Origin of the sequence: Citricoccus sp. NPDC079358, assembly GCF_040702545.1 — a bacterium.
Taxonomy (GTDB): domain Bacteria; phylum Actinomycetota; class Actinomycetes; order Actinomycetales; family Micrococcaceae; genus Citricoccus.
This window is the reverse complement of record NZ_JBFBLI010000009.1, coordinates 140,666-155,999: the sequence shown is the minus strand read 5'-3', so window position 1 is coordinate 155,999 and position 15,334 is coordinate 140,666. Positions and strand designations below refer to the sequence as shown.

At 69.9% G+C, this 15,334-nt stretch carries 12 protein-coding genes and 1 pseudogene; 8 read left to right on the top strand and 5 right to left on the bottom strand.

The features are described 5' to 3' along the window. From AB0333_RS12380 to AB0333_RS12365, 4 genes and pseudogenes are all read right to left on the bottom strand, one after another. A pseudogene (locus AB0333_RS12380) lies at positions 1-137 on the bottom strand (creatininase); the annotation flags it as partial. 130 nt (positions 138-267) lie between these two features. Continuing rightward, the gene (locus AB0333_RS12375; protein WP_366218966.1) at positions 268-1,125 is read right to left on the bottom strand and encodes a creatininase; all 858 of its coding nucleotides are present in this window, start codon (positions 1,123-1,125) and stop codon (positions 268-270) included. Next, a complete protein-coding gene (locus AB0333_RS12370; protein WP_366218965.1) occupies positions 1,122-2,903 on the bottom strand; it encodes a BCCT family transporter in 1,782 nt (593 codons plus the stop codon). Before AB0333_RS12370 ends, AB0333_RS12375 begins: the two co-directional genes overlap by 4 nt. Positions 2,904-3,013: 110 nt before the next feature. Further along, positions 3,014-3,673: a GntR family transcriptional regulator gene (locus tag AB0333_RS12365; protein WP_366218964.1), complete on the bottom strand. Its 660-nt coding sequence runs from the start codon at positions 3,671-3,673 to the stop codon at positions 3,014-3,016. A gap of 130 nt (positions 3,674-3,803) precedes the next feature. Here AB0333_RS12365 and glyA point away from each other — a divergent pair, with 130 nt between their 5' ends. The 6 genes from glyA to AB0333_RS12335 are packed head-to-tail and all read left to right on the top strand — an operon-like array spanning position 3,804 to position 11,801. Continuing rightward, on the top strand, positions 3,804-5,186 hold the full coding sequence (gene glyA, locus AB0333_RS12360; protein WP_366218971.1) for a serine hydroxymethyltransferase: 1,383 nt from the start codon (positions 3,804-3,806) through the stop codon (positions 5,184-5,186). Between the two features lies 1 nt (position 5,187). Then, on the top strand, positions 5,188-6,405 hold the full coding sequence (locus AB0333_RS12355) for a sarcosine oxidase subunit beta family protein (protein ID WP_115932865.1): 1,218 nt from the start codon (positions 5,188-5,190) through the stop codon (positions 6,403-6,405). A 24-nt stretch (positions 6,406-6,429) separates the two neighbouring features. Continuing rightward, positions 6,430-6,795: a sarcosine oxidase subunit delta gene (locus AB0333_RS12350; protein ID WP_366218963.1), complete on the top strand. Its 366-nt coding sequence runs from the start codon at positions 6,430-6,432 to the stop codon at positions 6,793-6,795. Further along, complete coding sequence (locus AB0333_RS12345; RefSeq protein ID WP_366218962.1) at positions 6,792-9,731, top strand: 2Fe-2S iron-sulfur cluster-binding protein; 2,940 nt, start codon at positions 6,792-6,794, stop codon at positions 9,729-9,731. Before AB0333_RS12350 ends, AB0333_RS12345 begins: the two co-directional genes overlap by 4 nt. Further along, positions 9,724-10,344, top strand: coding sequence for a sarcosine oxidase subunit gamma family protein (locus tag AB0333_RS12340; RefSeq protein ID WP_366218961.1), 621 nt, complete (start codon positions 9,724-9,726; stop codon positions 10,342-10,344). Before AB0333_RS12345 ends, AB0333_RS12340 begins: the two co-directional genes overlap by 8 nt. After that, entirely contained in the window at positions 10,341-11,801 is a 1,461-nt protein-coding gene (locus tag AB0333_RS12335) for an L-serine ammonia-lyase (RefSeq protein ID WP_366218960.1), read from the top strand. Before AB0333_RS12340 ends, AB0333_RS12335 begins: the two co-directional genes overlap by 4 nt. 6 nt (positions 11,802-11,807) lie before the next feature. Here the strand turns inward: AB0333_RS12335 and AB0333_RS12330 are convergent, their stop codons facing one another. Beyond that, the gene (locus tag AB0333_RS12330; protein WP_115932870.1) at positions 11,808-12,281 is read right to left on the bottom strand and encodes a MarR family transcriptional regulator; all 474 of its coding nucleotides are present in this window, start codon (positions 12,279-12,281) and stop codon (positions 11,808-11,810) included. Positions 12,282-12,392: 111 nt separating this feature from the next. On the opposite strand from AB0333_RS12330, the gene AB0333_RS12325 reads away from it, so the two are divergent. Next, a complete protein-coding gene (locus tag AB0333_RS12325; protein WP_366218959.1) occupies positions 12,393-14,042 on the top strand; it encodes an AMP-binding protein in 1,650 nt (549 codons plus the stop codon). Continuing rightward, on the top strand, positions 14,039-15,250 hold the full coding sequence (locus AB0333_RS12320) for an acyl-CoA dehydrogenase family protein (RefSeq protein ID WP_366218958.1): 1,212 nt from the start codon (positions 14,039-14,041) through the stop codon (positions 15,248-15,250). The genes AB0333_RS12325 and AB0333_RS12320 overlap by 4 nt, the downstream gene beginning before the upstream one ends. Positions 15,251-15,334 lie beyond the last annotated feature (84 nt).

Here is a 15,334-nt window from a genome sequence, read left to right as displayed (position 1 = left end):
ATGATCTGACGCAGGCCGGCCAGGCGGCGCTCGAACTCGGCGTCCGAGAACGTCAGGGGCTGCTTGGACCCGTTGTGCAGGGTCTTCAGGCGCTCCAGGTCGGAAACGGAACGTGCGGTGGTGGAGGTGGTGCTCATGGTGTGCTCCTGGGGGCGTGCCGCCTGCGGGCGGTCCTGGTGTTCTGGTGGTGCCGCTTCATCGCATCCCGAATCGGTTGCATTACACGCAACGGCGTTGCATTCATTCTGTGGTGTGCCGGGGGTCACGTCAAGAGGTCTCGAGGACTTCCCGTGCCGGCAGGCCGAGCTCGGCCGCCAGGTCCCCTGCCAACTCTGCGGTGACCTGCTCGTAGAGCAGCCGGCCCTTCTCCGCCGAGGAACCGTCCGGGGCTGAGAGACATCCCGTCTCCGGGGTGCGCGAGGACACCACGGGAAGACGGTCGAACCGCGGCAGGTCAGCCGGGGGATGGCTCACGGCGCGGTCCATGGCCACGAGTTCGGGGCGCAGATGCAGCATGAGCGAGGTCTCCAGGACCCCTCCGTGCTCGATGTCCCACCCCGGGAAGCCATCCGGGTAGACCGCCGCCAGGGTGTCCTCGGAGACGTAGTCCCAGTAGGAGAGCAGGAGGATGGTCGGGCTGTCCCGTGGCGGTCCGGCGCTGACACCGGCGCCGATGTCGGCAAGCGCCAGGTCCGCGGCCTCGTAGAGGAACTGGTAGTTCTCGTAGTGCCCGTTGAGCACCACGAGGTGGCGCACGCCCTGCTGCAGGAACCCGGCCATGACGCAGCGCGCCTGGGCGATCAGGGCCGCGGCGTCCAGGCTGACGGTGCCGGCCAGGTGATCGCCGCCGCCGGACTTCTGCTGCGACTTGTAGCCGTAGGACAGCGGCTCGGCCACCTTGGCGCCGATCCGGGACCCCACCGCCTCGGCGATGGTCGAGGACAGGATGGCGTCCGTTCCCAGGGGCAGGTGGGGGCCATGCTGCTCGAAGGCCCCGGCCGGCAGGATCACGGTTGACCGTTCTCCGGCCGCCCAGTCCCGGTACGTGTGGGCGTCCAGGTGGGCCAGCCGAGTGGGCTCGGCGGTCGAAAGTCCCCGGGATCGGGGGTCGGGGGTGCTGGTCACTGGTGGGGCCTCTTCTCGGTTCGGGTGCCGTAGCCATAGGGATCCTGGACGTCGGTCAGTGTCCCCGGGCCCACGCCGCGGCGCGGATCGGGGCGGGGGATGCCGTCCTCGTCGCAGAACTCGTCCTCCGCGCGGTGCTCGGGATCGTTGATGTCCTTCTCCAGTTGCCGGATCTCACGGTCTCGGGACCGCAGCCGGCGGATGAGGTTGGCGATCATCAGCACGATGACGAAGGAGAACGGGAACCCGCCGATGATGGTGCCGGTCTGGACGGTATCCACCGCGTCCACACCGCCGATCGAGAGCAGTACGAGCGCCACGGTGGCGATGCTGGCGACCAGTACCACGCGGAACCAGGGGCCGGACTTCTTCGGGGCGGAGACGAACTCCGCCAGGGCGTAGGTGCCCGAGTCCAGGGACGTGACGTAGTAGGTGGCCACCAGGATGGTCGCCACGATGATCAGCAGCGTGCCGATCCACGGCACCATCTCCAGCATCGAGAACAGGGCGGAGGAGGTGTCAGCGGCGGCATCGGCAGAGATCTGTCCGGTCTCGTTGTCGTAGTGGATGCCGGCGGAACCGATGACGCCCACCCAGATCATCACGATCAGGGACGGGATGATGGTCACGCCGAGGACGAACTCGCGGATGGTGCGCCCGCGGGAGATGCGGGCGATGAAGCCGGCCACGAAGGGGGAGAAGGCGATGACCCAGCACCAGATGAACACCGTCCACCAGCCGCTCCAGCTGTCCTGCCAGTCGGCCAACGGGGCGCCGGCACCCTCGGCCTCAGACCAGAAGCTCATCGGGATGAAATGTTGGAAGAAGGAGCCGAACGTCTGGGAGATGTTGGAGAGGATGTAGACGGTAGGGCCGAGGACGAAGACGCCGACCACTAGCGCGATGCTCAGGATCGAGTTCGCCTGGCTGATGCGCTTCATGCCCTTGTTGACGCCCAGGAACGCGGAGACGGCTGTGAGCAGGCCCAAGGCGATGATCACGATGGCCCACACCAGGGGGCTGGCATCGAACGGCAGTGCCTGGGTGGCGCCGGACGTGAACTGCATGGCCGCGAAGCCGAACGAGGTGGCCAGGCCGAGCACGGTGGCGATGATGGCCAGCAGCTCCACCACGACGCCGGCCGGGCGCTGGATGCGCTTCGGCAGGATGTCCACAGTCGCCTCGCGGAAGGTGAGGGTCTTGCCGAGGTTGTGGTGGGAGTAGGCCAGGCAGACGGCGACCACGCAATACATGGCCCAGGCGGTCAGTCCCCAGTGGAAGTAGGTCCACACGAGGCCGCCTTCGCCGGGATTCGCACCCGTGGGAATGACGGGGGTCTCCTCGCGCAGCATGATCGGCTCCGCCAGGGACCAGAAGATCAGGCCGATGCCCTGGCCGCAGGCGAAGAGCATGGAGTACCAGGCGAAGTTGTTGTGTTCCGGCCGGGCCTTGGGGCCACCGAGGCGGACGCTGCCGACCTTGCTGATGCACAGCCAGGCGCAGACACCGACGGCGATGAGGGAGTAGAGAACGAACCACCAGGTGAATCCTCCGGTGACGAACGTGCGCATCCGGCCGATGAGATCGGCGGCGCCCTCGGGGTTGACCGTCACGGCCACCACGGCGGCGATGATCAGCACCGGCGGGAGGATCATGATGATGGCCCGGTCCAGCGGCGGGATGATCCGGCCTCGGAATCGCGGGAGGGTGACCGTCCGTTCGCTCCCGGCGGCGGGGCTGTCCTCGGTGACGGTGGTGGACTTCTCAGGGGTGGACATGTCGACTTCCTCCAGGGGGCACAGTCGCTGGCTGTTGCACTTAAGGCAACGCGGTTGCGCTATAGACTGACAGTGACTCAGGTCACCGTCAAGCCCTGGCCGGGAGGACGTCAGATGACGCTGCGGACCGCTGTGTCGAAGTGGCGGACGTGCTCGGTGGCGATGGACTCCGCCCGCTCCTGGTCGCCGGCCAGAATCGCGTCCAGCAAGCCGAGGTGCTCGCGAATGTGGCCGGCGACGTCCGGGAGGCGGTCCACCACCACGCACCAGATGCGGGTGGCGAGGTTGTCCAGGCGGATCAAGGACTCCTCGAGATGGTGGTTGCCCGCGGTCCGATAGACGAGCCGGTGGACGGTCAGGTCCAGTGCCATCACCTCCCGCTGAGGGGTGGCGTGGTCCAGTCGCTCGATCCCCTCCCGAGCTTCCACGAGGGCCGCGCGGGTTTCCGGGCCCACATTCCCGGCAGCCTTGCGGGCGGCCAGGGGCTCCAGGAGCTGGCGCACCTCGGAGACGGCGGCCAGCTCGGTGATGTCCACTCGGGTGGCGAAGGTGCCCCGGCGGGGATAGGACACCACCAGATGGTCGGTCTCGAGCCGCTTCAGGGCCTCCCGCAGCGGGGTGCGGCCGAATCCGAGCTCACGGACGAGCTGGAGTTCCTGGAGCGGCTCTCCCGGGGCGATGTCCAGCATGATCAGCCGGTCCCGGAGTGCGCGGTAGGCCTGCTCGGCGAGCGAGAGGCCGGCGGGGGCGAGGTCCGTTGCGGTGGTCATGAGGTCCTTCGGCTCGTCGGGTGGCCCTGTTCCTGCCACCCCTTGACGGGGTGTGATCCTCACCATACTCTAGACCGCAGCTTGATATATCAGTTGTCTTCAAGAGACGTACCAGGAGATCATCGTGACCATGACCCGCGAGATGGCCGAGGCCATCCCCACCGAACTGACTGCTGACCTGGCCGAGCTCGACCCCGAGATCGCGGCGCATATCGACGCCGAGCTGGGGCGGCAGCGCGAGGGGCTGGAGATGATCGCCTCCGAGAATCACACCGCCGCCGCCGTGATGCAGGCCCAGGGGTCGGTGCTGACCAACAAGTATGCGGAGGGGTATCCCGGCCGCCGGTACTACGGAGGCTGCGAGCATGTGGACGCCGTGGAGTCCCTGGCCATCGAGCGGGTCAAGGACCTGTTCGGCGCGGCCTACGCCAACGTCCAGCCGCACTCCGGAGCCCAGGCCAACGCCTCCGTGATGCACGCGCTGATCCGCCCCGGGGACACGGTCCTCGGCCTGAACCTGGCCCACGGCGGCCACCTGACCCACGGCATGAAGCTCAACTTCTCCGGCCGCCTCTACAACATCGTGGCGTACGGCGTGGACGAGTCCACCCTCGAGGTGGACATGGACGAGGTGGCCCGCCTGGCCCGCGAGAACTCCCCGAAGCTGATCGTGGCCGGCTGGTCCGCCTACCCGCGCCACCTGGACTTCGCCCGCTTCCGCGAGATCGCGGACGAGGTCGGTGCCTACCTCATGGTGGACATGGCTCACTTCGCTGGGCTCGTGGCCACGGGCCTGCACCCCTCGCCCGTCCCGCACGCCCACGTGGTCACCTCCACCACCCACAAGACCCTGGCCGGACCACGCGGCGGCATCATCCTGACCAATGACGCGGACATCGCCAAGAAGGTCAACTCCGCCGTGTTCCCGGGCCAGCAGGGCGGGCCGCTCGAGCATGTGATCGCCGGCAAGGCCGTCGCGTTCAAGATCGCCGCCTCCGAGGGTTTCCGGGACCGTCAGGAGCGGACCCTGGCCGGGGCGCGCATCCTCGCCGAGCGGCTCACCCGCCCCGACGTGGCCGAACACGGGATCACCGTCCTCACCGGCGGCACGGACGTGCACCTGGTCCTCGTGGACCTGCGGGACTCGTCCTTGGACGGCCAGCAGGGCGAGGACCTGCTGGCAGCCGTGGACATCACCATCAACCGCAACTCGGTGCCTTTCGACCCGCGTCCGCCGATGGTGACCTCCGGGCTGCGCATCGGCACCCCCGCCCTGGCCACCCGCGGTTTCGGTGAGGAGGCCTTCCGCGAGGTCGCGGACGTCATCGCCGAGACCCTGAAAGCTGGCGCCGGCGCTGCCGCGGCCGGGACCGCTGGCGCGGCGGATGCCGGGGCCGGCGTCGGGGTGGCCGACGAGGTGGTGACCGGCCTGCGCGAGCGGGTCCGCACCCTGGCGGCCGCCCATCCCCTGTACCCGAACATGACCGAACTCCTCACCCCGAAGGGGGCCTGACATGGCCGAGAAGCTTCCCGAGCACCCGGACTTCCTGTGGCGCAACCCCGACCCGAAACCCAGCTATGACGCCGTGATCGTCGGCGGCGGCGGCCACGGCCTGGCGACCGCCTACTACCTGGCGTCCAGACATGGCATGACCAACATCGCCATCCTGGAGCGGGGCTGGCTGGCCGGCGGCAACATGGCCCGCAACACCACGATCATCCGCTCCAACTACCTGTGGGACGAGTCGGCGGCGATCTACGAGCACTCCCTCAAGCTATGGGAGGGGCTGCCGGAGGAGCTGGAGTACGACTTCCTGTTCTCCCAGCGCGGCGTGATGAACCTGGCCCACACCCTGCAGGACGTGCGTGAGTCCCAGCGCCGCGTGAACGCCAACGTGCTCAACGGCGTGGACGCGGAGTGGCTGGACCCGCAGCAGGTCAAAGAGGCCTGCCCCATCATCAACATCGGGGACGACATCCGCTACCCGGTCATGGGGGCCACTTATCAGCCGCGCGCCGGGATCGCCAAGCATGACCATGTGGCCTGGGCCTTCGCCCGGAAGTGTGACGAGATGGGCGTGGACATCATCCAGAACTGCGAGGTCACCGGCTTCGTCAAGGACGGCGAGCGGGTGGTGGGTGTGGAAACGTCCCGTGGCCGCATCAACGCCGGCAAGGTGGCCCTCGCGGCGGCCGGCCACTCCTCGGTGCTGGCGGAGCTGGCAGGGTTCCGGCTGCCGATCTCCTCCCATCCGCTGCAGGCGCTCGTTTCCGAGCTCTTCGAGCCGGTGCACCCCACCGTCGTGATGTCCAACCACGTCCACGTGTATGTCTCCCAGGCGCACAAGGGCGAGCTGGTCATGGGCGCCGGGATCGACTCCTACAACGGTTACGGCCAGCGCGGCGCATTCCACGTGGTGGAGGAGCAGCTGGCTGCCGCGGTCGAACTGTTCCCGATCTTCGCCCGCGCGCATCTGCTGCGCACCTGGGGCGGGATCGTGGACACCACCTTCGACGCCTCGCCGATCGTCTCCACCACCCCGATCGACCAGATGTACGTCAACTGCGGTTGGGGCACGGGCGGTTTCAAGGGCACCCCTGCCTCCGGCTACACGTTCGCCCACACCATCGCCACCGATGAGGCCCACCCGCTGAACGCCCCGTTCGCGCTGGACCGCTTCGAGACCGGACACCTCATCGACGAGCACGGCGCCGCCGCCGTGGCCCACTAGGAAGGTACAGGCAGGAGAAGAATCATGCTGCTGATCGACTGCCCGCACTGCGGGCCCCGCAACGAGACCGAATTCCACTACGGGGGCCAGGCCCACATCGCCTACCCCGAGGACCCGCACTCCCTGGACGACCGGGGCTGGGCCGAGTACCTCTTCTACCGGGACAACCCCAAGGGGCTGTTCGCGGAGCGCTGGCAGCACGGCGGCGGGTGCCGCAAGTGGTTCAACGCCCTGCGGGACACCCACACCTACGAGTTCGCCGCGACCTATCCGGCCGGTTCGCCCCGGCCCGAGGCCGGCGACCTCCCGGACCCCGGCCACGGCAACTCCACCCGGACCACCCCTTCCAGCCCCGCCAGCCCGAACACCGACCACGGAGGCCACCAGTGAGCACCGCCAACACCCGGCGCCTTGAGGCCGGCCGCGCCCCCGGCCACGGCATCGACCGCAGCCGCGAGATCACCTTCACGATGGACGGCACCCAGTACACCGGCCACCCGGGGGACACCCTCGCCAGCGCCCTCATCGCCAACGGTCGTCTCGACTGCGGATCCTCGCTCTACGAGGGTCGCCCGCGCGGCATCCTTGCGGCGGGCGTGGAGGAGCCCAACGCGCTCGTCACCGTCGCGGCGCGCTTCGCCGGGCACGTGGACGAATCCATGCTGCCGGCCACCACGGTGGGCCTGACCGACGGGCTGAACGCCACGTACCTCTCCGGGCTCGGCGTGCTGGATCCGAGGAAGGATGAGGCGGTCTACGACCACAAGTATGTTCACGCCGACGTCCTGGTGGTGGGCGCGGGACCGGCCGGTCTGGCCGCCGCCCGCGAGGCCGGGAAGTCCGGTGCCCGCACCATCCTCATGGACGATCAGCCCGCCCCCGGGGGCTCGCTGCTCTCCGGCCGCACCGAGACGATCGACGAGATGGACGCTCGTGAGTGGGCCGCAGCCACCCTCGAGCGCCTCGCCGCCGCCGAGGACTTCACCTACCTGCCCCGCACCACCGCCTTCGGCAGTTACGACGAGAACTTCGTGGTGGCGGTCCAGCAGCGCACCGATCACCTGCCGGCGCGCGAGCGGCCCGGGGTGTCCCGCCAGCGGATCTGGCACGTGCGCGCCAGCCAGGTGGTGCTGGCCACGGGCGCCCACGAGCGTCCCCTGGTTTTTGCCAACAACGACCGCCCGGGCATCATGCTCGCCGGCGCCGTGCGCAGCTATCTGAACCGGTACGCGGCTCTCACCGGCGAGCGCGTCGTGGTGGCCACCACCAACGACTCCGCCTACGCCCTCGTGGAGGACCTGCATGACGCTGGCGTCTCCGTAGTGGCGGTGGCGGACTCCCGGCCGGAGGCCTCCGCCACCGCCCTGGAGGTCCTCGAGTCCACCGGCGTGCGCGGCATCTTCGGTGCCGCCGTGGTGGACACCGCCGGAGACGGCCCCGGCGGCCGGATCAGCGGCGTCACCGTGGCACCCCTGGATGAGTCCGGCGCCATCGCCGGTGACCCCGAGACGCTGGACGCGGACCTGCTCGCCGTCTCCGGCGGGCACTCGCCGGTGGTTCACCTGCACAGCCAGCGCCAGGGCCGGATCGCCTGGAACCGAGAGCTCGCGGCCTTCGTGCCATCCGCCCGCGTCAAGAACCAGTTCACCGCGGGAGCCCTGACCGGGGCCGTGACCCTGGGTGAGGCCTTGTCCCAGGGGGCCGAGGCCGGTCACCAGGCCGCCCGGGCCACCGGCTCCTCCGCCCCGCTGCTGGTGCCGAGCGCCCCGGCGTCCCCGGCCCCCGGAACCGTCCGGCCCGTGTGGCTGGCCCCGGCCCTGGCCGGTGAGCCGGCCGACTGGGACACCCACTTCGTGGACCTCCAGCGGGACCAGACCGTGGCGGACGTGCTGCGGGCCACCGGGGCCGGGATGCGCTCGGTGGAGCACATCAAGCGCTACACCTCCATCTCCACCGCCAACGACCAGGGCAAGACCTCCGGGGTCAACGCGATCGGCGTGATCGCGGCCGCCCTGAACGAGGGCGATCTCGGCGAGATCGGGACCACCACCTTCCGCGCTCCGTTCACCCCGGTGGCCTTCGCCGCCGTGGCCGGCCGCCGCCGCGGGGAGCTGTTCGACCCGGCGCGTGTCACCTCGATCCAGCCCTGGCATGAGGCCGCCGGCGCCCTGTTCGAAGACGTGGGTCAGTGGAAGCGGCCCTGGTACTTCCCGCAGGACGGGGAGGACATGGACGCCGCCGTGCTGCGCGAGTGCGCCGCCGTGCGCGACTCGGTGGGCTTCATGGACGCCTCCACCCTCGGCAAGATCGAGGTGCGTGGGGCGGACGCCGCCGAGTTCCTCAACCGCATCTACACCAACGGCTTCCTCAAGCTGAAGGTCGGGATGGGCCGCTACGGGCTGATGTGCTCCGCGGACGGCATGCTCTTCGACGACGGCGTGACCATGCGCCTGGCCGAGGACCGGTTCCTGATGACCACCACCACCGGCGGGGCCGCCAAGGTCCTGGACTGGCTGGAGGAATGGCACCAGACCGAGTGGCCGGACCTGGACGTGGTGTTCACCTCGGTGACCGAGCAGTGGAACACCGTCGCCGTCGTCGGGCCCAAGTCCCGCGAGGTGGTGGCGAGGGTGGCCCCGGACCTGGACGTCTCCCAGGAGGCGTTCCCGTTCATGGCCTTCCGCGAGACCACCCTGGCCAACGGGACCCGCGCCCGGATCTGCCGCATCTCCTTCTCCGGCGAACTCGCGTTCGAGATCAACGTGGAGGCCTTCGCCGGCCTGTCCACGTGGGAGGCCGTGGCCCAGGCCGGCGCCGAGTTCGGGATCACCCCGTACGGGACCGAGACGATGCACGTGCTGCGCGCCGAGAAGGGCCTCATCATCATCGGCCAGGACACGGACGGCACCGTGACCCCACAGGACGCCGGGATGGGCTGGGCGGTGTCCGCGCGGAAGGACTTCGTGGGCAACCGCTCGTTCTCCCGGGCGCACACGGCCCGCGAGGACCGCCGCCACCTGGTGGGTGTGCTGCCCGTGGACCGCACCACCCGGCTCGCGGAGGGCGCCCAGCTGGTGACGGCGGGCACCCCGCTGACGCCCGACGCCGGCCCGGTCCCGATGATCGGCCACGTCACCTCCTCCTACAACTCGGCCGCGCTGGGCCGGACCTTCGGTCTGGCCCTCGTGGACAACGGCCGCAACCGCATCGGCGAGATCGTGCGCTCGCCGATCGGCGCCGGTGGCCCGGACGGCGAGAACTACGTCGAGGTGGAGATCGCCTCACCCCTGCTCTACGACCCCGAAGGGACCCGCCGTGATGGCTGAGAAACTGATGACCCGATCGATCCGCACCTCCCCGGCGGCCCACCTGGAGTCCCTCATGGCGGAGGCCGAGGTGCACGGCGCCCGCGCCGTATCCCTGCGTGAGCTGCCCTTCGCTGTCCAGATCGGCCTGCGGGCCGCGCCGGACTCGAAGACCGCACAGGCTCTGGAAACCGTCCTGGGCGTCCAGTTGCCGGCCGGCCACGGCCAGAGCACGGGGGACGCCTCCGGTCAGCACGTGCTGTGGCTGTCCCCGGACGAGTTCCTCGTGGTGGACGTCTCCCGTGAGCAGTCCACGGGTGATGCGGACTCGCTCGAGGCCGCCCTCGAGGGGTTGCCGGGCCAGGCGCTGGACCTCTCCGCCAACCGCACGATCCTCGTGCTGGCCGGGCTCTCGGCTCGGGACGTTCTGGAGAAGGGGTGCCAGGCGGACCTGCACCCGCGCTCCTTCCCCGTCGGCCACGCGATCGTGACGGCGGTGGGACCGGTCCCGGTCATCCTGCACCGGTCCGCCGAGACCGAATTCCGGCTGTACCCCCGTGCATCCTTCGCCGATTTCCTCGTACGCTGGCTGGTGGATTCCATGGCGGAGTTCCGTCAGGAGGAAGTGCTGTGACCTTGAGCGTGCTGGACCTGTTCTCGATCGGCCTGGGGCCGTCGTCGTCCCACACCGTGGGGCCGATGCGCGCCGCGCGGCTCTTCGCTCGATCGCTGGCCGAGGCCGGCCGACTGGACGAGGTGGTCCGGGTCAAGGCGGTGCTGTTCGGATCGCTCGGCGCCACAGGCCAGGGCCACGGTTCGGACCACGCCGTGATCATGGGCCTGGCCGGGCTGGCCCCGGAGTCCGTCGGTGCGGACGAGGCCCCCCGGGTGGTGGCAGAGGCCATGGACTCGGGGCGGTTGCGGCTGGACGGCACGCGGGAGGTGGCCTTCTCCGCTCAGGACGTGGTGCTCAACGGCTGGGAGTCGCTGCCCGGCCACCCCAACGGCATGCGTCTCACCGCCTACTCCTCCGAGGAGGCCGCCGCGGCCGCCGGCTCCGGGGCCGAGGACGGTGCCGTCCGGGACAGCGCCCCTGCCCCTGGTGTCGTGGCCTCGCAGGAGTACTACTCCGTGGGCGGCGGCTTCGTGGTCACCGCTGAGGACCTGGCGGAAGCCGGGTCCGGCACGGACGAGCCGGAGGTGCCCGAGCCCTACCCGTTCGCCAGTGGGGCAGAACTGCTGCAGCGCTGCCGGGAGTCCGGGCTGTCCGTGGCCGGCGTCATGCACGCCAACGAACTGACCCGGCACTCGGCCGAGGAGATCCGCACGGCCCTGCTCGATGTCTGGGCCGTGATGCAGGAATGCGTGGAGAACGGCTGCAGCCGCACCGAGGAGGTCCTGCCGGGCGTGCTGCTGGCTAAGCGGCGCGCACCCGGGCTGCGCCGACGGCTGCGCGAGCAGCAGGCCCAGGGGGACACCCAGGACACGCTGTGGGCCATGGAATGGGTCAACCTCTTCGCCCTGGCCGTGAACGAGGAGAACGCCTCGGGTGGCCGCGTGGTCACCGCCCCGACCAACGGGGCCGCCGGGATCATCCCCGCCGTGCTGCACTACTTCGACATGTTCCGCGAGTGCAATGACGATCGGGTGGAGGAGTTCCTGCTCACCGCCGGCGCCATCGGCACCCTGTTCAAACGCAACGCCTCCATCTCCGGTGCCGAGGTCGGCTGCCAGGGCGAGGTGGGCTCGGCCTGCTCCATGGCCGCCGGGGCCTTGTGTGCCGTCCTGGGAGGCACCCCGGAACAGGTAGAGAACGCCGCCGAGATCGGACTGGAGCATAACCTCGGCCTGACCTGCGACCCCATTGCCGGGCTCGTGCAGATCCCGTGCATTGAACGCAACGCGATCGCCTCCGTGAAGGCCATCAACGCCGCCCGCCTGTCCCTGGTCGGTGACGGCACCCACCGGGTGAGCCTGGACGATGCCATCACCACCATGCGGGACACCGGGCGGGACATGATGTCCAAGTACAAGGAGACCTCCCGCGGCGGCCTGGCCGTGAATGTGGCGGTCAACCTCCCCGAGTGCTGAGCGCCGCTAGGGCGTGGTGGTGTTGAGATCCTGGACGTTGTTGCGCAGGAGTCGTAGGGCCGCTGACAGGGCATCGAGCTGCGGCTGGTCCAGTCCCTCCACCAGCCGGCCCTGCAGGGTGGCCACCTCATCCTGCAGGCGGGTGACTGCTGCCCGGCCCCGGGGCGTGGCCCGGAGCAGCAGCCGCCGCGCATTGTCCGGATCCGGGGCGCGGCTGATCAGGCCCTGCTCCACGAGCGGACCGATGGTCCCCGCCATGGACTGGGCCCGGACGAACGAGCGCCGGGCCAGCTCCGAGGAGGTGATGCCCGGCCTGGACAGCAGCACGGTGAGCGCCGTGTACTGGGCGGCGGTGAAACCCCGGCTGCCGGCGATCCGCTCGACCTCGGGGCGGAGCCCGGTGTCCAGCAGCTTGATCATGTAAATGAGCCAGCCGTCGATGACGAGGTCTGGTGCGGCCTCGGGATCCTGACTCGGCATGGTGCCTCCCAGGGTCGTGCGGGAACGGGTGCGGCCGATGGGCGTGACCCTTGACGTTCGTTTCAGGTTACCTGAAACTGAAGGTGATCCACAGCAGACGGAGGCCTGCCCATGTACGAGAACTATGCGGTCCTGTGGCGCGAGATCGCCCGGCGCGCCCCCGACCGATGGGCGGTTCGATCTGCCGGTGGGCACTACACCTACGGCGAGTTCGACGCCGCCGCGGCTTCGGTGGCCGAGGACCTGGCGGAGCGCGGCGTGGGCCCTGGTTCACGGGTGGCGTTCTTCCTCCACAACACCGCTGAGTATCTCGTGCTGTTCTACGCCTGCCTCAAGCTGGAGGCGATCCCCGTCTCGATCAATTACCGCTACCTCGGGGCCGAGCTCGCCGGGCTCCTCACCGTCGCCGAGCCAGTGGTCCTCGTCCTTGCCAGCGGCGCCCGGGCAGCGGTGGAGGACGCTTTGGACCGGCTGGCGGGAACCGCCGGCCGGCCGGAGCTGCTCATCGAGGTCGGCGACACCGGTGAACCCGAGGGACCAGTCGGCCGGGAGCGGGCCGGCGTCGTCCGCGTCCGTTTCGAGGAGCTGGCGGCGCCGGGCCCGGGCCGCAGCACTGCCCCGCGGCGGTTCGAGCCCGGCCGGGAGGCGGAGCTGTACATGTTCACGGGCGGGACCACCGGCACACCGAAGGCGGTGGTGTGGAGGATCGGGGACCTGCTGCATATCCAGCAGTCCTCGATCTACGGTCCCGTCGGCCGGGACGTCCCGGCCGACCTCAACGCTGCGGTGGGGATCGCCGTCGAAGACGACCTGGCGCCCATCCGGACCCTGCCCCTGGCGCCCTTCATCCACGCGACGGCCCTGTTCAGCGCCATGAACACGCTCGCGCTCGGCGGCACCGTGGTGATCAACCCGGATCCCAGCTTCCGGGCCGGGGATGTGGCCCGGCTGATCGAGAGCGCGGGAGTGACCCGGCTGATCGTCGCCGGCGACGCGGTGGCGCTGCCCCTCCTTGACGCGTTGGAGGCGGAACTCGGCGGCCGGGGGTCCAGCCTGACCTCGGTGATCAGCTCGGGCATGCGATTCAGCGATGACACCAAGCGCCGCATCCATGCCCTGGGCCGGGTGGCGATCGTGGACATCCTCGCCTCGACCGAGGGCGGCCCCTACGCGGTGGCCACCACCACCCGGGCCGAGGACCTGCCGGCGAGATTCCGGCTGAGCGAGGATGCCGTGGTCCTGGACGATGCCCAACGGGAGGTCCAGCACGAACCCGGGGCGATCGGCGTCCTGGCCTACCGCGGTGCGCTGCCCGTGGGCTACCTCCATGACCCCGTCACCTCCGCGGCGACCTACCCCGTCATCAACGGTGTCCGCCACTGTTCCCCCGGGGACTATGTGCGGGTGGGGGAGGACGGGTATATCGACCTGCTCGGGCGGGGCAGCTCCGTGGTGAACACCGGCGGGGAGAAGGTCTTCCCCGGGGAGGTCGAGGAGGCGCTGCTGGAGCATCCGGCCGTGGCGGACGCCGTGGTGTTCGGTGTCCCCGACCCCCGCTGGGGTGAGGCGGTGGCGGCCGCCGTGGCCCTGGAGCCGGACGCGGACGTGACGGAGCGGGACCTGATGGAGCACCTGGCCGGGCGGGTGGCCGGCTATAAGAAGCCGCGCACCCTGGTGCTGCGCGACTCGCTCGACCGCGGGCCCACGGGGAAGCTGAACCTGAGCCGCCTGAAGGCCTCGATCCGTGAGGATGTGCAGTGAAAGACGTAGAGAACACCCGTTCCGGTGGACCCGTGCCCTTCATCGGCGGCGCCGACTTCTACGGCTACTCGGACCTGCTCACGGGTGCCGAGCAGGCCGTCCTGACCCGCCTGCGCCACTACCTGGCGGAGGAGGCCGAGCCCGTCCTGGCCGAGTATTGGGAGCGCGGCGAGACGCCGTTGTTCCTCCGCGACGGCCTGGCCGGGCTCGACCTGGTGGAACCCGCGGACCTGCGCGACGCCGGAGAGACGGTCCGGTCCCTGTTCATCGGCTTCCGGAACCTGGAGTTCTCCCGCGTGGACGGCTCTCTGGCGATCCTCTTCGGCGGCCAGGCCGGCATGTTCCGCACGGTGGTCCACGCCGGCGGCAGCGACGAGCAGCTGGCGCAATGGGGTGCGGACATGGCGTCCTTCAGGATGACCGGCTGCTTCGCGCTGACCGAGCCCGACCACGGCTCGGACATCGCCCGCGGCGTCCAGACCGTGGCCCGGCGGGAGGGGGACGGCTGGATCCTGCACGGGGCGAAACGCTGGATCGGCAACGCCGCCTTCTCCGAGTACGCGGCGATCGCCGCCAAGGACGCCGACGACGGCCAGGTCAAGGTCTTCCTGGCCCGTACCGACGACCCGGGCCTGGAGATCACCAAGATCCAGGGCAAGACCTCCCTGCGCATGGTCCACAACGCCGATATCCGCCTGGACGGGGTGCGGGTCCCGGAGAGTCATCGACTCCAGCGGATCAATTCCTTCGCGGACCTGAACCGCACCTTCGAGACGCTGCGGCCGGACGTGGTCTGGAATGCCACCGGGCTCCAGATCGGCCTGTATGAAGCCGTGCTCGAGTACACCCGGCGGCGCGAGCAATTCGGGCGGCCGATCGCGTCCTTCCAGCTCGTCCAGGACCACCTCGTGACCATGCTGGGCAACGCCAACGCGTCCCTCGCCCTCGCGGTCCGGCTGTCCCAGCTCGCGGATGCCGGTGGTGTCAGCGGCGAGCAGGCCGCGCTGGCCAAGACGTGGGTCTGCCGCCACATGCGCCAGAGCGCGGCCCTCGGCCGGGAGCTGCTGGGGGGCAACGGCATCCTGCTGGAGCACCGGGTCGCGCGGTTCCACGCCGACGCGGAGTCCCTCTACACCTTCGAGGGCACCGATCAGATCAACACCCTCATCGTGGGCCGGGCCATCACCGGCCACAGTGCCTTCGTGTAGACGTCCGTGTTTCCCAGCCTGCGGCGGAGCTTTTCAGAAAACTCGCCGCAGGGTGTTGCCTAGATCACAGTGAGATACCTATGC